Consider the following 18,958-nt stretch of genomic DNA (forward strand, 5'->3'; position numbering starts at 1 on the left):
GGCTTCCACTTCAACAGCCACCATCTATATTTGGAAGGTCTGATTTCCACTATCAGTAAGAGGCTGAGCGAATCATGGTCGAGATCCGGCAGGCCCGCTATTTCGTCGCGGTCGCCGAAGAGCTCCACTTCGGCCGCGCGGCGCAGCGGTTGCAGATGTCCCAGCCACCGCTGTCCCAGGCGATCAAGCAGCTCGAACAGCAGCTCGGCTGCGAACTGCTGCACCGCACCCAGCGGTCGGCCGCCCTCAGCCCCGCCGGGACCGTATTCCTGGACCACTGCCGCGCACTGGTCCGACAGGCGGAGGAGGCGGAGATCGCCGCACGCCAGGCCGCCACCGGACTGGGTGGGCGACTGACCCTGGGTGCGGTCGCCTCGGCGTTCTCCTGGCCGTTGCCCCTTGTGCTGAAGCGGTTTCACGAGGCGCTGCCGGACGTCGAGATCCGCACCCAGGAAATCGATACCCACGAGGCCGGCCCGGGCCTCCTCGACCGCTCGCTCGACTGGGCGATCGTCCGCCAGACCGCCCCGGTCCGCGGCACCACGGCAACCTCGCTCTACGCCGACAGGTTCGTGGCGGCCCTCCCCTCGGGTCACCCGGCGGCGGACGACGCCGGTCCACTGGATCTGGCGGACCTCGCGGGCGACGCCTGGGTGTGGCTGCACCGCCACATCTCGCCCGACTACCACGACGCCATGGCAACCATGTGCCGAGCCGCCGGCTTCAGCCCCGTTCCCAACCACTGGGCACGGTCGGTGACCTCGCAGATCGCCATGGTCGAGTGCGGGCTCGGCGTCACCGTCGTACCGGCCGCCGCGTCCGCGTCACACCCCGCCGTACGATTCAGACCACTCCGTCACGCGACGGCGACCATCGAACTGACCGCCATGACAAGGTCCGAACCTGGTGCGCTGGCCGAACGCCTCACCGCCATCGCGTCGCAACTGACCAGAGCATCGGCGCCGCCGCACGACTGACTCCGGACGAACAAGCAGACGTCGTACTCGACTTTCCGGCTGCTCAGAAACGGCTGGCTCTCTGGCCGATCGGGTGGTCGGCGGCGGCGTAGAACTTCAGCCGATCGTCCGCGATCCTGTAGCGGACGTCCGGTCCGCCCAAGAAGTACTCGTAGGTCATGATCCACTTGCCGTCGGTCGTCGGGGCCGGCGTCGTCTTACCCGGGCGTTAGCCGCCGATCTGCGTCTTGCCGTTGCCCCGGCTGACCGCGGTAACTGCCATGTCGACGACCGGCCGGCTCCAGGACGTGCTGCGGCCGTCCCAGACCTTGTGCGCGAGGATCTGGCCGTCCGAGTCCGGCGCGGTGTCGTCGTCCAGGTCGAGGACCGGTATGCCAGCAGTGGTGTCGTAGCTGAGACAGGCGTTCTCGTCGGAGTAGTAGGCGACGGGTTTGCCGTTGCGGGCGATCAGGTACGGCTCCCAGACCGGGTCCTGCTATCGCGCTCCGTTGTCACTGTGGAAGATCGCCCCGTCGAGGCTGCCGCCCCGGGTGTGGGCGGCGGCTTCGAGCGCGTCGGTGACCAGCTCGGTACACATGTGGTCGGCAATCGACCAGCCCGCGAGTCGCCGGGAATGCAGGTCCGACACCGTTGCCAGATAGAGGAATGGGCCATCTCCGACGGGCAGACAAGTGATGTCGCCGGCGTACTTGGTGTTCGGCTCGATCGCGGCGAAGTCCCGCTTTGCCGGTCACTGAGCACCGCACGAAGCAGGTTGGGACGCTTGAGCGGAGGGGCCTGCGCCGGCTCGATCCATCCGTCGGGGATCGGCCGGCCCATGACGATTCTGACCGCTCCTGAGCAGACCGGATGTCGAATCCGACGGCATACAGCGATTCCTCCGCTGAGCAGGCAGGTATGTGCTTCCCGTCGCCGATCCCCGTCCCCGATCCGCTGATGGCGACGTCGCTGTGGCCAAGGTAGTCACGCCCTTCTCGCCGACTCATTGAGGGTTGTGTCGATCGACGACCGGCGGAAGTCGGTGCACCAGGCATCGATCACGTCACCGTGGTCGTTGATGACGAGGTACTCGGGCCACCGGTCAAATGCCGAGCACGGATGCGAGATCCCGAACTCGACGACGTCCGTCACCTCAAGATTCCATGCGTCGGAGAGCACGGCGTGGTGGTCGTACAGCGCGCTGACGTGTCCGCGGACATCGGACTTGTCCTGTCCGGCGGCCGTGCTGGCGGACAGAAGGATCGGTGTCTCGGTGTCGTAGGGAAGGTCGCGCTTCCCGGCTCCGATCACGGCGGTGCCGTCCTCGGCGGCGGACACGACGACCGCGCGCACGGCCAGGGCTGGGACGAGGCCGGGAATCGGGCTCACGCGGGCGTAGACACCGTGGTCGTGCGTGACGTAGCAACCGGACCTGAGCAACCGGATGGTGCCCGGAACGTCGTCGTCCGTCGGGAGGAAGTCGACGACACGGTCGGGAAAGGCCGATCCGCCCATCGAGTACACGGGGTGGTCGGTCTCGAAGAGTCCGGCGACATCGAGGTAGACGTCGCGGACCCGGCGACAGTGTTCGTCCACGGCCGCAAGCGTTTCGTCGGTCCTCGTGTTCGGGGCGACGCCTTCGTACCCGGCGACTCCCACGAGCCGGAGTCCTTGAGCTGCTCGGACAAGCTCCGCTGTGCGGCGGGCCTGCTTCGGGTCGCGGATACCGGTGCGGCCACCCGGGGTGCCGATGTCCAGGAGCACTTCAAGAGCGGGGCCGTGCGCGCCGAACACGTGTTTCGCCGCGGCGATCCCGGCCGCGGAGTCGACGAGGCACCGGATCTTCCGTTCCGGCTCGGCGGTGAGCCAGGCTCGAAGTCGTGCCAGTCCGAATGGGTCGACGATCTGGTTCGCGATGAGGACGGTGTTGTGTCCCCAGCTGAGCACGGTCGCGGCCTGGTCGACGGTGGCAACGGTGACGCCGACGGCGCCTGCTGCGATCTGCCGTTCGATGATAGGAGCGGACATCGTCGTCTTGACGTGGGGAGCAAGCGCGACGTCATGGGTTTTGCACCAGTCGGCCATGACGCGGATGTTGTGATCGAGGGCGGCGGCGTCGAGACGCAGTTGGGGGTATGCGGAGGGAATCACGGCTGTTCCTTCAGGTGGCTGCTCGGGAGGGCGTCAGCGCCAGTGGATGGACTCACGGCTCACATCGCGCTTGGTGCCCGGGCCGGGATGTGCTCCTTGCGGGCGGCGTTTCGCGACGACATCCGGTAGCCGCCGATGAGAACCGCTGCCCATACCGGCAGGGCGTACAGGGCGATGCGCTGGCCCTCGTCGAACGCAAGGAGAACCGTCAAGGCTGCGAGGAAGGCGAGAGTGGCCCAGCACAGGGGCTTGGCGTAAGGGAGCCGGAACGTACTCGCGGGTGCCTCACCGCGTTCGACGCGCCGCCGGTAGACGAGGTGGCAGACGACGATGACACCCCAGCTCCAGATTCCTCCCAGGGTGGCGACCGACGAGATGTACGAGAACGCCTTCTCCGGGACGATCGCGTTGACCGCGACGCCGACGAGCATCAGAGTGCCGGAGGCGATGATGGCGGCCGCAGGCACGTGACCACGGCTGGTCTTCTCGAACACCTTGGGCGCGAGCCCGTCCGCGGCAAGCTTCTTGAGCAGGCGTCCGTTGCTGTACAGTCCGGCGCTGCACGCCGACAGAGCGGAGGCGAGGACGACGAAGTTCATGACGCCAGCGGCCGCGGGAAGACCAATGTGCGTGAAGCCCTTGACGAAGGGGCTCTCGTCCGCGCTGAACTGGTCCCAGGGGAACAGTGACATCAGGACGATCAGGGTGCCGACGTAGAAGATCCCGATACGCCAGGGCACGGAGTTGATCGCCTTCGGTATCACGGTCTCCCGGTCCTTGGTCTCGGCCGCGGTCATGCCGATGAGTTCGACGCCCTGGTAGGAGAAGACCACGATCTGGAAGGCCAGAAGGACCGCGAGCAGCCCGTGCGGGGCAATGCCTGCGTGAATCCAGAGGTTCTCGATCCCGCCTGCCTGGCCAGCTTCACCGACGTTGAAGACCAGTGCCAAGATTCCGCCACCGATCAGGGCAACGATGGTGACGACCTTGATCGATGCGAACCAGAATTCCGCCTCCCCGAAGAATCCGACCTTGGCCAGGTTCAATCCGACGAGTCCGAGCAGGGCGATCAGTGCCGTGAGGTATTGCGGCATGGCCGGGAACCAGAACTTGACGAAGACCCCGGCCGCGGTGAGCTCGGCCATCCCGATGATGGTCCACGTGATCCAGTATCCCCAGCCGGTGACGAAGCCGTATGCAGGGCCCAGGAACTCGCGGGCATACTCGGCGAAGCTCCCTGCGACGGGCCGGTACATCAGCAGCTCGCCGAGGGCACGCATGATGATGAAGATGAACACACCGGTGACTGCGTAGACGCCGATCAGGGCGGGCCCAGCGTAGGAGATCCCTTTCCCGGATCCGAGGAAGAGCCCGACTCCGATGGCACCGCCGATCGCGATCATGCGGATGTGCCGCTTGTTGAGTCCTTGCGCGAGGCCGTCCTCGTTCGCCCCTTCGGGGGAGCTGTCAACTGTCATGATGTGTCCTTGTTCGAGATCAGCGTTCGGATATGGGCGTTTTGATTCGGCGAGGACAGCCGCGGTAGACCGCGCCGGGTGTCGCTCGGTCGGGTCCGGCTGGGTGTGGAGGGTCAGGCAACCTCGACGATGAGTTCGACTTCGACGGGGGCGTTGAGTGGCAGTTCGGCGACGCCGACAGCCGAGCGCGCGTGTGTTCCGGCATGACCGAAAACGCTCGCGAGCAGATTCGAGGCGCCGTTGACGACGTCGGGCTGACCGGCGAAGTCGTCGGCGGAAGCGACGAACCCGGTCACCTTCACCACCCGTACGACCGAGTCGAGGCCGATGAGGGCATCGATCGCAGCAAGTGCGTTTAGAGTGCAGATTTCCGCTGCCCTCGACGCGTCCGTCACCGAGACCTCGCGGCCGACCTTTCCCGGTCGTTCGATCGATCCCCGCACCAACGGCAACTGACCAGAGGTATAGACCAGACCACCGGTCCGCACCGCCGGAACATAGACACCGATCGACGCAGCCGTCGACGGCAGTTCGAACCCGAGCTCGGCGAGGTTGTCCGCCCATGACGACATGGGCGACGCGGAAGCAGTGCTCCGCGCGTGGTCGGATGCACCGCTGGTGGATGGTGTCACGAACATGTAAACGCTGCCTGCCTTCGGGGGTGGGGGTGTCGATGGGCATCAGCGTGCTGCGCTTCACCACGACGTGCATCGTGCGGCTGCACCAATCTCGACCGAGGTGTGGTGTGGATTCACCAACGACGTACCGTTGGGGCAGCGGGCAGCGGGCAGCGAACGAAGGGTGCCGATCATGACCAGCCCTGGAGCCAGGCTCGACAACATCGTGAGCAAGCTCGCCGGCACCCTGCTGGAGGTTCTTGCGGGGAGCGTCGACGGAACTACGTTGATCACCGACGTCGTCGTCGACGACCCGCGGGAACAGGCGCCGGTTCGCCCTGGGGCCATGCTTCTGTGTACCGCCGCCGACGTCCAAGATGTGCCGGCCTTGCTCGATCGTGCGGTGTCACGCCAGGCGCCCGCCCTCGTGGTACGTGCGCCGCTGGATCTCGAGCCGGAGCTGCGCGCTCGCATCGAACGCAGCGGTGTGGTCCTGCTCGGCCTCGCGGGCGGAGCAACGTGGGCACAGTTGGTCGTTCTGCTCCGCTCGCTGCTCTCCAGCAGTAGGAGCGGTGAGGAACTGCTGGCCGGAATGCCCGCGGAAGACTCGTTCGCCCTGGCGAACGCGATCGGATCGCTACTCGACGCGCCGATCACCATCGAAGATCGCGACTCACAGATTCTGGCGTTCTCCGATCGCCAGAACGAGGCTGATCAAACACGGATCGAGACGATTCTCGGACGGGGCGTCCCTCAGCACGCCCGCCTCGCCCAGGAACGAGCGGGCGTCTTCAAACGGCTCTACGCCGGCGAGAAACCGATCTTCATCGACACACCGCAGATCGAAGGAGTGCCAGGTCTTCCGCGCGTGGCGATAGCCGTCCGCGCGGGTGACCAAGTGCTCGGTTCGATCTGGGCGGCTGTCCCCGGGCCCTTGAGCGACGAGAAGGAGCAAGTACTCGTCGATGCGGCGAAAGTTGTTGCGCTGCAACTGCTGCGGCACCGTATCGGTGTAGACATCGACCGGCAGATTCGCGCGGACCTCATCGCAACCGCATTGATGGGAGGCGCCCCGGCCTCGGGCGCGATCGAGCGTCTTGGACTTGCGCACCGGACCATCGCGGTGCTCGGCCTGTCCCTTCCGAATGGGAACCCGGCTGACACGGCGGCCGCCGGGCAAACGCGACGGCAGACCTTGGAACGGATCACCGACTCCTTCGCATTTCACCTGTCGGTCGCGGTCCCCGGCGCGGTCGCCGCATTGGTCGGCGACGTGTGTTACGCGATCGTGCCAGCGCCGATCCGGAGAGGAAAAGAAGATGTCACGGCCATGGCTCAGCGGGTTTCGAACGATTTCGTCGACCGTGCACGGGACAGATCTGGAGGAGTGGCGATCGGCATCGGCCGCGAAGTCTCGTCATCCGATCCGGCCGACCTCGCTCGCTCGCGGCACGATGCGGACAGGACCCTACGTGTCCTGCGCCAGGAACCAGCCGGCCGTGTCGCGATGGTCGCCGACGTCCAAATCGACGCACTCTTGCTGGAGATCGGTGACCAACTGCACAACCAGGGCGGACTGCTGGACGGCCCCATCGCCCAGCTGCGTCACCACGATCGAGAACACGGAACCACGATGGCGGCAACCGTGGGCCTATGGCTCGACCACCTCGGCAACACCCTGAACGCGTCTGCGGCTATGGATGTACACCCCAACACATTCAGATACCGCCTTCGTCGGGCGGCAGAAATCGCGCAACTGAATCTGGATGATCCCGACGAACGCTTTGCGGCGATGCTCGAGTTCCGGCTCACTCGGCAACGACCGTCCGCCGAAAGCGGCTGACCCACCGGCGCGAGTGCGAGCGCCGTACCGGCGGAGCCGATGAGGGTCGGCGCTCACCGGGACGTCACCGTGCACCGGGCATCCGGCCTGCACTTTGACTCGATCAGGCGGGCGAATGTGGATATCTGGTCAGAGGGGCAGACCGCCAGGAGCGGGGCGGTCGGGTCGGAGCCGTCGCGGGGCGGGGAGAGCACGGAGACCACCGCGTCATGGCCGGCAGCGGCCGGGCACGGAGGCGTCGAGGACCAGCGGGGTCAGGGCCGGGTGCTCCGGCAAGGCGGCGGCCGAGCCTGAGCGGGTCGCGGCTGTCACCTCACGGCCGCGGCTCAGCGCCTCCGCGACGAGGCGGGAGCCGATCATGCCCGTGGCCGCCGATCAAAAGGATCTCCACAGGGGTACTCCTGTTCGTTTCCGCATGCGTCTCAGGTGGGGAGAGGCTGGAGGGGAGGGCGAGGCTGACCGGTCACGGTCGCGCGGGGCCCTGCACCGTGCCGCGCGCGGAGTGGGCCAGCAGCTTGGTCACGAGCTCGCGCAGGATCAGCCGCTCGACCGGGGTGAGCGGCTCCATCAGGTCGGTGGTGACCTGCGGAACGTGGGAGGCGAGGGCGCGTTTCAGCAGTTCGCGACCCTTTGGGGTGGCTTCCAGCAGCGCGGCCCGGCGGTCGTCGGGGTGGGGGTGGCGGGCAAGCAGCCCGGCCTCCTCCATGCGGGCGATCAGACGGGTCAGCCCGCCCGAGGTGAACGACAGGTCCTCGGCCAGGCGGGCACTGGTGGTCCGGTTCTCCCGGTGGCGGGCCAGACGAAGGAGCACCTCGAACTCGGATCCGCCCAGTCCGGCGGCCTCACGGATGGTGCGCTCGGCCCGTCCGCCGATCGCATCCGTCAGCCGCAGGATGTCGCCGTACAGGACGACTGTCTCGTCGTTCAGCAGCTCACTCATAAAGCTGACGATACAGCTACCTTGGGGCTCTCCGCAGGAACATATCAGTACGTAATCATGCCGTATCGTCGAACTTGAAGACTGGAATAAAGCTGCTGACGCAGGTATCTTCTCCACCGACCATTGCACTGAAGCACCGCTCTGAAGGGGAACAGCCATGCCGGTCGGACGACGTCAGGTACTCGCCGCAGGTTCGCTCACGGCCGCCGGGGTCATACTGGGCGCCGGAACGGGATACGCCGCTCGGTCCGGTGAGGAGTCCAAGGGTCTGAAGCAGCTGTACCGCGAGGCGAAGGCGGAGGGCGGCACCCTAACCGTCTACGCGGGCGGCGACACCGCCACCCAGCAGGACGGCAACAAGGCCGCCTTCGAGACGGCATTCCCCGGCATCACGCTGAACATCGTGGTGGACTACAGCAAGTTCCACGACGCCCGTATCGACAACCAGCTCGCCACCGACTCCCTCGTCCCGGACGTCGTACAGCTGCAGACCCTTCAGGACTTCCCCCGCTGGAGGAAGGAAGGGGTGCTGCTTCCGTACAAACCCGCCGGATTCTCCCGCGTCCACCCGGCCTTCAAGGACCCCCACGGCACCTGGACCGGCATCTTCGTCGACGCCTTCTCCACCGTCTACAACGTCGACACGGCAGGTGGCGCTTCACCTGCGTCGGCCCGGGACCTCCTCGACCCGCGTTGGAAGGGCAAGATCGTCTCGACGTACCCGAACGACGACGATGCGGTGCTGTACCTGTACAAGCTCATCGTCGACAAGTACGGCTGGGAGTGGCTGCGTCGGTTCGTCGCCCAGGACGTGGCCTGGGTGCGAGGTACGCAGGAACCCGCGGACCGGGTCGAGGCGGGCACCGCGGCCGTCGCGCTGGGCACGGACGGCATGCTGACCCCGGCAGCGGGCGTGAAGACCCGCTTCGTCGTCCCGAAACACGACCCGTTCATGGCCTGGGCCCAGCGCGCTGCCATTTTCCGGCACGCGAAGCACCCCGCCGCTGCGAAGCTGTACATGAACTGGTGGCTGTCGAAGAGGACCCAGTCCGACTTCTACATGTGGTCGGTACGCACCGACGTCCAGCCCCACCAGGGCTACCGCCCCATCTGGGAGTACGGCAACGCCCACCTCGACGGCTTCGAGGGCTTCATGGCGGACCGGGGCCTCGTCGAGCGCTTCAGGCAGCAGCTCACTCTCTACGTCGGCGAGGTGACGGGAGCGCCCTCCCCCGGGTGGCTCGGCCTGCACCCCGGACGCGGGAATGTCTGATCAACGGCCCTGTCACACATTCGGTGGTCACGGAGGGTTGCCAAGGCCGTTGACATTTAAGTGCCAGATGTCAACGAGCTTGTAGATGTGGTGTTCTCGGGCTGTTACCGCTGAGAATCGAGGACGTCATCGGCCAAGGCGAGCGGATCCTGGTGCGAGCACGGACGCCGGTGGACATGGTGCCGTGCCCGAGTTGTGGGGCACGGTCCGGGCGGGTGCATGGCTTTCACCTACGGACGGTGCTCGATGTACCGGTGGACGGGCGACGAGCAGTGGTCCGTGTGCGGCGACTGGTGTGTCCCACGCGAGACTGTCGGCACACCTTCCGTGAGCGGGTGCCTGGTGTACTGGAGCCGCACCAGCGACGCACGGATCTTCTGACCAGGCAAGTCATGGCCGTGGTCAAGGAGTTGGCGGGCCAGGGCTCGTTTGCCGGCGATACTCGCGGTAGGCGCCTTGCGGCACACCGCTCTTCGGACCCTGGCTGCGTTTCCCACTGCTCACCGGCCGAATACTCCGCTCGATCGGCGTCGACGACTTCGACCTGCGTCGGCGCCACCGCTATGCCACCGTGCTCATCGATGGCGGGAACCACGAGCGGATCGACGTGCTACCCGATCGCATTCCTCGGCCTCACCACATACCTGATCACCCACCGCCACGTCCAACGCCCAATTGGGTTTCAACAGCCGGACGGTGACCGTAGCCGGAGTGGGTTGTTCGATTGCAGGACCGGCTTCCTCCCGTACTACCGGCCTCTCGCGAGCTCAACTTCGTTCCGAGCTCGCGCGGGTAGGGCATACGCGAGGGATCGAAGTCGATGCGCACCGGATACGGGAGATCTTCCGCGGCGAGTACGTCCACCAGCGGCCCTCGATCGATGACGCGCGCGGCAAGCAAATGCTCGCCCTCCTGTGGCAGTTGGAAGCTGCTTGCATGGCCGCAGCCGACCTCGCGGAGGCGGTGGAGGAGGCGTTCCCCCTGTACCCGGATGCTGACGTGATCCTCAGCTTTCCCGGTCTTGGCGCCCAGCTCGGCGCCCGGGTGCTCCCCGAGATCGGGGACGTGGTCGGAGCCATGCGGGCTCCAGGACTTGACCGAGCCGTACGCGATCGCCGATTCCGAATGCGCTCGCTTGTCGCTGGGCGAGGGTTGGACACGTTCGTGGACTCCGCGGGCCGGGGCGAATCAACGCGGTGGAGACCTTGCCGGTGCGCCGCGGTCCGGTCCATGGTTCGGCCCCTCTTGGGAGGGGACGTAAGCACCGCCGCTGCTTCTCTGCCACCCGCCTCACCGCGGAATCGATCGCGCCCTGTCACCCCTATCGGCAGCCAGGTGACGACCAATCAGAACGTGGAAAGCCGAGCATTCTCGTCTGTGCGAAAAGGGGCTGTCGTCTCGCGCAGCCGCAGCTGCAACTGGGCCAGGAGCATCTGATCGGCGTCATGGAAGTCCAGACCTGACACCTCCCTGATCCGGCGCAACCGGTATCGCAAGGTGTTGACGTGCACCCGCAGTCGGGCAGCAGCGCCCTCAGCCACGCATCCCGCGGCCAGGTAGGCGGCGAAGGTCTCGGTGAGCACGCCGTCTGGGCCGTCGTGCTCGGCAAGGCGGCGCAGCGGGCCGGTGGTCGGCGGCAGGCCGAGCGGACGGGCGACGTCGCCGAGGCGGTCGAGCAGCACCTGGAGTGCCGTCTCGTCGAGGGTGGCCACGGCGGGCGCCGAGCCCCCGGCACCGCGCAGGGCGCGCAGCACGGCGTCGGCCTGGGCCCGGACGGCGGGCACACGGCCGGGCTCGGCGGCGGGCCCGGCGACCGCGGCCAGATAGTCCCCTCCGGGCCCTCCCGGCGACCGGGCAACGAAGTCCGCGGCCAACGAGCGGGCCGCGGCCAGGATCTCGTCTCTGGACGGCTGCGGCCAGGCCACCAGCACGTACACCGCACGGTCGCCGCGCACGGCCACCGCCGAGGGGCGCACTGCGGTGAGGTAGAGCGTCAGGGCGTCCTCCAGCCTGCGAAGGCCGGCGGCTGCGACGGCGGCCTCTGCGGAGGCGGCGTCCGAGGCGGCGTCCGAGGCGGCGTCCCGTGGGCGCAGACCCACAGCGATCAGACACAGCGCCCCGGTGTGCAGTTGTAGCTCACGGGCCGCACCTTCCCCGGCCGGGCCCCCGGCGAGCACTGCCGCGGCCAGTTCGCGGCGCTGCTGCCGGGCCCAGGCGGAGCCGTCGGAGCGGGTGTTGGCCAGGTGCAGGGCGACGACCGGGGCGAACAGTTCGAGCCATCGGGTGTGTTCCTCCGGCAGCGGGGCGGTGACGACTGCCCAGACGTAGCCGAGGACTTCGGAGTTGGCACGTACGGCAATCGCCACCCGGGGCAGAAGGCCCGGTTCGTACGATTCGATGTACACCGGCGCGGTGGTGGAGTGCAGCCGGTCGAAGGCACCCTGCTCCGCGAGCTTGTGCAGCCGGCTCGGATGCACCGCGCGGCTGAGGATCGTCTCCACCCTCGATTCGTCCGTGTCGTCCTGTCCTGCCGACCAGGCCAGCACCGCCGAGGCCGCGTCCTCGATGGTGACCGGGGCCTGGATCATCGCGCTGACTGTGTTGGCCAGCGCGAACAGGTCGCTGGTGGCGCCCGCGGGCTCCCACTGCGCCCGCGAGTGGTCCAGCAGGCGCTGCCGCAGGATCGTCGCGACGTGCATCCAGGAGGCGTCCGGGTTGACCTCGACGACCGGCACCGGGCAGTCGGCGGTCTCGGCGGGGAGCGGTCCCTTCACTGCGAGGCCACGCGCACCGGCGCGCTGCGCGGCGCTGCCGAGGGTGAGCAGCTCTGCCCCCCGGGTCACGCCCACGCACAGCACCAAACACCCCGCCTCCATTCCCTCCCCGTCGGCCGGGTCGTGAATGGCCACCCCGGCGAGGGGCTGGTCCGAGCCGCCCGGATCGACGGCGAGCCGCAGCAGGGGCTCACCGATGTCCTGGATGAGGCGGTGCAGGGTGGGGGCTTGCTCCATGGCGCCACCCTAGCCGGATTGTCGTAGACACCCACTCGGCGACCTCAGTTTTGATGCTCAGCACAAAACCTGGTGGGGCAAGATCCGGCAGGCTACAGCCCATGGTCGTGAACACGGAGGTACGGGAGCTGACCGGCGTCGAGGAACTGCTGGCCGCGACCGACCTGATCACCGAGGTATGGCAGGCGGAGATTCCGCCGGTGCCGTTTCCCTTCATGCGGGCACTCAGCCAAGCCGGGGCACAGGTGCTCGGTGGCCTCGTCGACGGGCGGCTCGCCGGTGTGGCGGTGGGTTTCCTCGGCTCCGATCCGGACGGGCCCCTGCTGCACTCGCACGTGGTCGGCGTCGGCAAGGAGTGGCGGCGCACGGGTGTGGGCCGGGCGATCAAGCTCGGCCAGCGCGACTGGTGCCTGGAGCGCGGCATCAAACGGATGGCCTGGACCTTCGATCCGCTGCGGACCGCCAACGCCTCCTTCAACCTGGCCGGACTCGGCGCCACGGGCATCTCGTACCACGCGGAGTTCTACGGGCAGATGAACGATGCCTTCAACCGCGGGATCCCGACGGACCGGGTCCTGGTGCACTGGGATCTGGCGGCCGCCGAGCCCGGCCGCTCGCCCGCTCCGGCCCGTTCCGACAGCCCCCTGCTGGATATCGGTGAGGCGGGAGGGCCGGTGCGCCGGGCCGTGGGCCCCCGGCCCGGCGAGGAGGTGCGGCTGCGCGTCCCGGAGCTGCTGCCTGATGACGTTTCCCTGGTCCTGGACTGGCGCCTCGCTCTGCGCGAGGCGATGCGGCCGCTGCTGCGGTCCGGATACCGATGGACGGGAGCCGACCGGAACGGCATCTACGTCCTCACCACTCCCCTTGACCTGAAGATCCCGACGAGCCCGAGGAACCAATGAACCCGAACATCGAAGCTGTCGAACTTCGGCGGGTCGCCATGCCGCTGGCATCCCCGTTCCGCACCTCGTTCAGCACCCAGACCGAGCGCGACGTGCTGCTGGTACGGGTGATCACCGACCAGGCCGAGGGCTGGGCCGAGTGCGTTGCGATCGCCGACCCGCTGTACTCGAGCGAGTTCACCGACGGTGCGCACCGGATTGTCGCGGACCATCTGCTGCCCCGCCTGTTCGCCGCGGACCGGCTCAACGCCGACCTGGTGGCCCCGCTGCTGGAGCCGGTACGCGGGCACCGGATGGCCAAAGCGGCGGTGGAGACGGCTGTGCTCGACGCCCAGCTGAAGGCCGCCGGAGTTCCGCTGAGCCGCCACCTGGGGGCGACCGCGACGCATGTCGACTCCGGCGTGTCGGTGAGCATCTACGACGCCGTGCCGGAGCTGCTAGACGCGGTGGCGGGCTACCTGGACGCCGGATACCGCCGGATCAAGCTCAAGATCGAGCCGGGCTGGGACATCGAGCCGGTCGCCGCGGTGCGGGAGCGATTCGGCGACGACGTGCTCCTCCAGGTGGACGCCAACTCCGCCTACACCCGCTCCGACGCCCGCCACCTCGCGCTCCTCGACGCGTTCGGGCTCCTCTTGATCGAGCAGCCACTCGACGAAGAGGACATCGCCGGCCACGCCCAGCTCGCCCGCGTCGTGCGGACCCCGATCTGTCTCGACGAGTCGGTCGTCTCCGCCCAGGCCGCGTACGAGGCGATCCGCACCGGCGCCTGCAGAATCGTCAACATCAAGCCCGGCCGGGTCGGCGGCTACCTCGAAGCGCGGCGCGTGCACGACGTCTGCGCGGCAGCCGGCATCCCCGTCTGGGCCGGCGGCATGCTGGAGACCGGCATCGGCCGGGCAGCCAACCTCGCCCTGGGCGGCCTGCCCAACTTCACCCTGCCCTCGGACATCTCGGCCTCCGACCGCTACTTCAAGCAGGACCTGACCGAGCCGATCACGATGACCGAGGACGGCCGCATCGAAATCCCGACCGGGCCCGGCATCGGCGTCGCCCCGATCCCCGAAGTACTGGCCGAACTCACTGTCACCACACAGGTGCTCAAGCCATGACCCTCCTGGACGAACTGACCGCGCGCACTGAGGAGATGGCCCGGGCAACCCTCGACCTGTGCCTGGTGGAGTCGCCGTCCGAGGACTTCGGCCGACTGACCCAGGTCGCGGAGCATACCGCCGAGCTGGGCACCCGCCTGCTCGGCCGCGCGCCCGAGTGGATCACCGAGCGGGACCGGCCGGCGCTGTACTGGGAGCCGGCGCCGGGTGGTGTGCTGCTGCTCGGCCACCTCGACACAGTCTGGCCGGTCGGCACCCTGGCCCGCTGGCCGAAGCCGTTGTGCACTCGGACCACCCTCAGTTGCCCCGGCGTCTTCGACATGAAGGCCGGGGTCGTGCAGGGCCTGTACGCGATGGCGGCGCTCGGCTCGCCTGCGGGCTGCGGCATGCTGCTGACGACCGACGAGGAGATCGGCTCACCCGTCTCCCGACCGCTGATCGAAAAGGTTGCCGCCCGTGCCGGGGCGGTTCTGGTGCTGGAGGCCAGCGCGGACGGCGCACTCAAGACCGGCCGCAAGGGCGTCAGCCAGTATGTGGTGCGGGTCCTGGGGCGGGCCGCGCACGCCGGCCTGGAACCCGAGAAGGGCGTGAACGCGCTCCTGGAGCTCGCCGAACAGGCTCGCACCGTCACCTCGTTCGGTTCCGGCGGGCTCACCGTCACTCCCACTCTCGCCGCCGCCGGCACCACGACCAACACCGTCCCGGCCGAGGCCCACTTCCACGTGGACGCCCGCGCCACCACCCGCGCCGAGCAGGACGCCCTGCATGCCCGGATGGCCGCACTGTCCCCAGCGCTGCCCAGTGCCTCGGTCACCGTAGAGGGCGGCCCCAACCGCCCGCCGATGGAGGCGGGCCAGGCGCTGCCCCTGCTGGATCTCGCGCGCGTCGCCGCCAGGGACCTTGGCCTCGGAGACATCCGCGCGGTCAGTGTCGGTGGCGCGTCCGACGGCAACTTCACCGCCGGGATCGGCATCCCCACCCTCGACGGCCTCGGCGCGGTCGGCGCACACGCGCACGCCGAAGGCGAGTACGCCGTCATCGCCGAGATGCCCCGCCGGGCGGCCCTCGTCGCCAGCCTCGTCGCCCGCCTGCTGCCGCCTGTGTGACGTCGCCGCAGCCCTGTCTTCCATCCCTCAGCCCGGTAACCGGCGATGTCGAGGCTCTCGGGCCACGGCGTACCACGCACCATACGTCCAGACGAGGCACCGGACCGCCCGCGGCGTGTGGCCGGACGCCCCTCGGTGCGCAACGGGCCGCCGCACCTACGCGCGGCGGCGCAATCCAGGCCGACAGCATTATGCGGCGACGCCGGCTCTCCGCACCCGCTGCGCCCATCATGGATCTGAGCGGCCTACCAGTAACCGACGCGAGCCCGCTGGGCGTCCTGCCTTTTGGCGGACTTCGCATCCATTGCTGAGCGACGACACTCGCCGTCCTTCTCAGGTAGCCGCTGCGGGCGGGAACTCAAGGACGAGCCGCCCTCGCAAGCCGCCCTTTTCGAGCTGCCGATGTGCTTCGGTTGCCTGGCCTGCAGGCAGGGTCGCCGCGACTCGGAGGGTGAGCTCACCTGATTCGACCTGTTCGCGCAGGTGGGCGATGGCCGCGGTGTCGGTTACGCGTGTGCGGACGTTCACAGGATGCACGGTGATGCCGCGGCCGGGATCGCCGTCCCAGAAGCGCAGGACCGCGAGCCGGCCGTTGTCGCGGATCGCCGGCGTGATCCGCTCGTGCAGCATGGCGCTGTCCGCGACGGCCTCGACCCCACCGGGCACCACGTCCAGCACGCGCTGTGCGATGTCGTCGCCACGAGCGACGAAAGCGTCGGCGCCGCGGGAGCGCAGCCGCTCCTCGTCCTGCGAGGAACTCCTTGCCGTCGCGATCAGGGTTGCGGGTGCCGAGGACGGTGAATGCCGCCTGCACGTCAGCGGCGACGTCCTGCCCTTTTTTGGGGGGGCGGAGCGGCGGCATGGGCGCGAATGTAGGTGGCCAAGACGTTGGCGATGGTGACGTGGTCACGAGGCGAGTCCTGCATATTGCGCTGGAGGGCGTAGATGCCGCCCAGGCGCAGACCCAGGCTGTGCCGCTCGCGCGGCAGCCCCAGCACCTGGTCGGCCGGATAGCAGTTGGGCAGGCCGCAGCGCTCAGCGCGCACCCAGACGGTCACCGGCCCGACCCCGGTCGCCAGTTGGCGCCGGTGCTCCTTCTCCAGCCGGGTCCGGACCGCGGCGAGTGCGGCCCGCCCGTCCGCGTCGAGGGCCGCCAGTTCGACTTCCTCCCGGCGGGCGCGCAGGTCGAAGTGGCCCTGCAGGAGGAGACGGACCAGCTCCCTTGCCCCGTTCTCGGCGTCTTCCTCCACCCGTTCATGGGACAGGAGCAGAGCTTCGGGAGGGGAGAGGGAATCGATGAGAAGTGAGGAAGGAAGCGGCTCGGTCAAAGGGGTCAGCCGCCGCGGCGGCCGCATAGCCTGCGGTCATCGGGCTCTCGCTTCCGGGCAGACGAACGGGTGGCACCTTCGACGCTAGGGACGAGAGCCCGACCCCACATCGGCGCGGCGGCGCACGGCGGAAGACCCGGCCTGCTCCGGCGCATCCCCGGCCGTTGCCAGAGCCTGGCACGGCGTGAACAGTCCCGGTTCCTCCTCCACCAACCAGCCCCTCGACCAGTCGCTTCAGCTTCGACCGGAAGCCTTCCACCTTGCTCTTGTCCGTCGACAAACCCAGCGCGGCACACAGGTCATGCGCCCGCATCGGATGCACCGCGTCCTGGAGGACCTCGACGATGTCCCGGTACGAACCCGGCAGCACCCCACGGCCAACTCGGGCGTCCAGTGCGGCACCAGCCGCACCCCCGACCGCGATCCCGACGGCAACCGGTGCTCGTCCATCTCCGCCTCGCCTGCTTCCGCCCCGGCAACCGAGACCGTCTCGTCGCCGGACAAGATCTCGGTCATCGTCTCCCGCGTGATCTGCAGCCGAGACAGGACAACACGTCCTCCCGCGCAGCAGCCTCCCGCCGTTCGAGCTCCTCCAACCACGACACCATCGCCGCCTCCAAGACCACGTCCTGGGACATGACGATCCGCCGTCCGACCACGATCGGCAACGGCGTACGGCATCACCAGCTACCTGCAGAAGAGCCGGACCCAGCTGTGAGTGGGCAGTTCGTCTGCGACCGGCTGTCCTACCAGCGCCGTGCCCTTGTCGAGCAGGCCGGAGGGCTGAGCGCAGCGGCGCGCTCACCCCACAGGCGGAGGCAGGGGCACGGCACGGTAAGGATCGAGAGCTGTGGCCCCATCCCGGTAGGGAACCCGCGACAGCTTGCTCACGAGTGCCCACATGGCCCGTTCCTCTTCGAGCTCTTCCGGCAGGACCAGACCGAGCCCTTCGGCAAGGGGCTTGCGGCCTAGGTTGACCAAGGCGCGTACCGCAGCAGTCCACTCGTCGGTCGCAGCCACGGCGGACCGGTACCACACCGGAATCAGGCATCCGAGTGCTATGGCGGTGCCTGTGAGTGCAGCGACGCGACCGCCTGTCGAGGACACCGTGACAACGGCGGCTGCGAAGACAACGGCGTGGCCGGCAAGCAGGGCGACGAAGAAGTCAACGCTGGCACGGGCGACGTCGACTTGGCGCCTCACCTGCTCCGGGGCTGAGCCGGTGAGCTCGTTCCAGAGGATTTGAGTGTCCAGGCGGAACCGGTCGTATCCATACTCCTCGAAGCGGCGGATGCCGTTGCCGAGCCGAGTAGGCGCGATCTGTGCGTCGTCGACCGGGTAACGGCGCAGTTCCTCCCGGAGTAGCGCTCGCTGAGCCGCGGTACGGCGACGGTCCCTTTGCGCAGCTCGCATGATGCGCGGGTGGTGTCTGAGGCGAGTCAGGTCCGCCTGGGCGAGCACAGGGAGATGGTTGCTTGACTGCAGCCGACGCTGCAGACGCAGCAGCCGCAGGCGGTCCTGGAGATCCCACTTGTGCTGGCGGCGGCGGGCACAGGCTCTTTCGTACAGACGGGCGGGCCACAGGAGATAGCCCTCCAGGACGCGATAGAGGGGATTTTGAAGAGCGTTGAGTACCAGGCCGAGGACCACGGAGCTGGATAGCAGGAGCAGGGCCACATTAGCGCTGGTGGTAGGCCATATCTGCGAAAGGGGGGTGGTGGTTCGGAGACTGGGGGCGACCGCCAAGAAGAACACGCTCAGGTTGACTGCTGCCGGCAGGATCCATCCCACCACCAGCGTCCAGGCCCCTACCAGGGCGCCTTTGGCGATGTCCCCCACGGATCACCACTCGTCGTCATCGTCGCCGCCGACATCGGGACCAGGCGGGGTATGACCAGGCGGGACGGGACAGGCGTAATCCCGCCCGACCTGCCCGGCGACAGGACCGCTGGGGAGACTGAGCTGGTACCGCCTATTCTGGCCCACCCCGACCTGCTCCCAGGCCTTCTCCACCGCATCGAATTCGTCCCCGTTGCCGAAGCGCTCGCGTGCGGCCTTGACGGTCAGGTTGGCGAAGTCGGCGAACGAGGCGCGCTCGTCCAACTCGCCGCCGGTCAGGACGTCGTACCAGATCTGTCCGGCCCGCTCCCAGGCGTGGCCGCCGAGGGTGGTGGCGGCGAGGTAGAACGCGTGGTTGGGGATGCCGGAGTTGATGTGGACGCCGCCGTTGTCGCGGCCGGT

16 protein-coding genes and 2 pseudogenes are annotated in these 18,958 nt (G+C 68.2%); 7 read left to right on the forward strand and 11 right to left on the reverse strand.

The features are described from left to right. The first annotated feature begins 74 nt into the window (after nucleotides 1–74). On the forward strand, nucleotides 75–977 hold the full coding sequence (locus ACWD3I_RS44360; protein WP_365404107.1) for a LysR family transcriptional regulator: 903 nt from the start codon (nucleotides 75–77) through the stop codon (nucleotides 975–977). Between the two features lie 478 nt (nucleotides 978–1,455). Here ACWD3I_RS44360 and ACWD3I_RS44365 read toward each other — a convergent pair. The 4 genes and pseudogenes from ACWD3I_RS44365 to ACWD3I_RS44380 all read right to left on the reverse strand — a co-directional run. Continuing rightward, nucleotides 1,456–1,701: pseudogene (locus ACWD3I_RS44365) on the reverse strand (DDE-type integrase/transposase/recombinase); the annotation flags it as partial. A 239-nt stretch (nucleotides 1,702–1,940) separates the two neighbouring features. Next, nucleotides 1,941–3,107 carry an alanine racemase gene (locus tag ACWD3I_RS44370; RefSeq protein WP_365404104.1) on the reverse strand — a complete coding sequence of 389 codons (1,167 nt, stop codon included), beginning with the start codon at nucleotides 3,105–3,107 and terminating at the stop codon, nucleotides 1,941–1,943. A 59-nt stretch (nucleotides 3,108–3,166) separates the two neighbouring features. Then, on the reverse strand, nucleotides 3,167–4,585 hold the full coding sequence (locus tag ACWD3I_RS44375; protein WP_365404101.1) for an amino acid permease: 1,419 nt from the start codon (nucleotides 4,583–4,585) through the stop codon (nucleotides 3,167–3,169). A gap of 113 nt (nucleotides 4,586–4,698) precedes the next feature. Then, nucleotides 4,699–5,157 carry a RidA family protein gene (locus ACWD3I_RS44380; RefSeq protein ID WP_365404221.1) on the reverse strand — a complete coding sequence of 153 codons (459 nt, stop codon included), beginning with the start codon at nucleotides 5,155–5,157 and terminating at the stop codon, nucleotides 4,699–4,701. Between the two features lie 238 nt (nucleotides 5,158–5,395). Between ACWD3I_RS44380 and ACWD3I_RS44385 the strand changes: the two genes are divergently transcribed. After that, nucleotides 5,396–7,045, forward strand: a complete 1,650-nt coding sequence (locus ACWD3I_RS44385; RefSeq protein ID WP_365404098.1) for a PucR family transcriptional regulator — start codon at nucleotides 5,396–5,398, stop codon at nucleotides 7,043–7,045. Between the two features lie 207 nt (nucleotides 7,046–7,252). Here ACWD3I_RS44385 and ACWD3I_RS44390 read toward each other — a convergent pair whose 3' ends face one another. Together ACWD3I_RS44390 and ACWD3I_RS44395 are read right to left on the reverse strand one after the other, a co-directional pair. Next, entirely contained in the window at nucleotides 7,253–7,405 is a 153-nt protein-coding gene (locus tag ACWD3I_RS44390; protein WP_365404095.1) for a hypothetical protein, read from the reverse strand. Nucleotides 7,406–7,508: 103 nt separating this feature from the next. Continuing rightward, nucleotides 7,509–7,985 (reverse strand): MarR family winged helix-turn-helix transcriptional regulator, encoded by a 477-nt coding sequence (locus ACWD3I_RS44395; protein WP_365404092.1) that lies wholly within the window; start codon nucleotides 7,983–7,985, stop codon nucleotides 7,509–7,511. A 157-nt stretch (nucleotides 7,986–8,142) separates the two neighbouring features. On the opposite strand from ACWD3I_RS44395, the gene ACWD3I_RS44400 reads away from it, so the two are divergent. Together ACWD3I_RS44400 and ACWD3I_RS44405 are read left to right on the forward strand one after the other, a co-directional pair. Then, complete coding sequence (locus ACWD3I_RS44400) at nucleotides 8,143–9,258, forward strand: ABC transporter substrate-binding protein (protein ID WP_365404089.1); 1,116 nt, start codon at nucleotides 8,143–8,145, stop codon at nucleotides 9,256–9,258. A 60-nt stretch (nucleotides 9,259–9,318) separates the two neighbouring features. Next, nucleotides 9,319–9,880, forward strand: a pseudogene (locus tag ACWD3I_RS44405) (transposase family protein); the annotation flags it as partial. 724 nt (nucleotides 9,881–10,604) lie between these two features. On the opposite strand, the gene ACWD3I_RS44410 reads toward ACWD3I_RS44405, so the two are convergent. Continuing rightward, nucleotides 10,605–12,269 (reverse strand): PucR family transcriptional regulator, encoded by a 1,665-nt coding sequence (locus ACWD3I_RS44410; protein WP_365404086.1) that lies wholly within the window; start codon nucleotides 12,267–12,269, stop codon nucleotides 10,605–10,607. A 101-nt stretch (nucleotides 12,270–12,370) separates the two neighbouring features. On the opposite strand from ACWD3I_RS44410, the gene ACWD3I_RS44415 reads away from it, so the two are divergent. Genes ACWD3I_RS44415 through ACWD3I_RS44425 form a run of 3 tightly spaced genes read left to right on the forward strand, consistent with a single transcriptional unit; the run spans nucleotide 12,371 to nucleotide 15,389 of the window. Further along, nucleotides 12,371–13,171, forward strand: a complete 801-nt coding sequence (locus ACWD3I_RS44415; protein ID WP_365404082.1) for a GNAT family N-acetyltransferase — start codon at nucleotides 12,371–12,373, stop codon at nucleotides 13,169–13,171. After that, entirely contained in the window at nucleotides 13,168–14,283 is a 1,116-nt protein-coding gene (gene menC / locus ACWD3I_RS44420) for an o-succinylbenzoate synthase (RefSeq protein WP_365404079.1), read from the forward strand. Before ACWD3I_RS44415 ends, menC begins: the two co-directional genes overlap by 4 nt. Continuing rightward, nucleotides 14,280–15,389 (forward strand): M20/M25/M40 family metallo-hydrolase, encoded by a 1,110-nt coding sequence (locus ACWD3I_RS44425; protein ID WP_365404076.1) that lies wholly within the window; start codon nucleotides 14,280–14,282, stop codon nucleotides 15,387–15,389. Before menC ends, ACWD3I_RS44425 begins: the two co-directional genes overlap by 4 nt. Before the next feature lie 333 nt (nucleotides 15,390–15,722). On the opposite strand, the gene ACWD3I_RS44430 is transcribed toward ACWD3I_RS44425, so the two are convergent. The 4 genes from ACWD3I_RS44430 to ACWD3I_RS44445 all read right to left on the reverse strand — a co-directional run. Beyond that, nucleotides 15,723–16,208, reverse strand: coding sequence for a zinc-binding dehydrogenase (locus ACWD3I_RS44430; protein ID WP_451084368.1), 486 nt, complete (start codon nucleotides 16,206–16,208; stop codon nucleotides 15,723–15,725). Continuing rightward, a complete protein-coding gene (locus tag ACWD3I_RS44435; protein ID WP_365404073.1) occupies nucleotides 16,205–16,639 on the reverse strand; it encodes a hypothetical protein in 435 nt (144 codons plus the stop codon). The genes ACWD3I_RS44430 and ACWD3I_RS44435 overlap by 4 nt, the downstream gene beginning before the upstream one ends. 879 nt (nucleotides 16,640–17,518) lie before the next feature. Further along, entirely contained in the window at nucleotides 17,519–18,556 is a 1,038-nt protein-coding gene (locus ACWD3I_RS44440; protein ID WP_365404071.1) for a hypothetical protein, read from the reverse strand. 3 nt (nucleotides 18,557–18,559) lie between these two features. Beyond that, on the reverse strand, nucleotides 18,560–18,958 hold a 399-nt coding region (locus ACWD3I_RS44445; protein ID WP_365404068.1), incomplete at its 5' end, for a M4 family metallopeptidase.

The sequence above is a fragment of the Streptomyces sp. NPDC002817 genome (assembly GCF_053592055.1).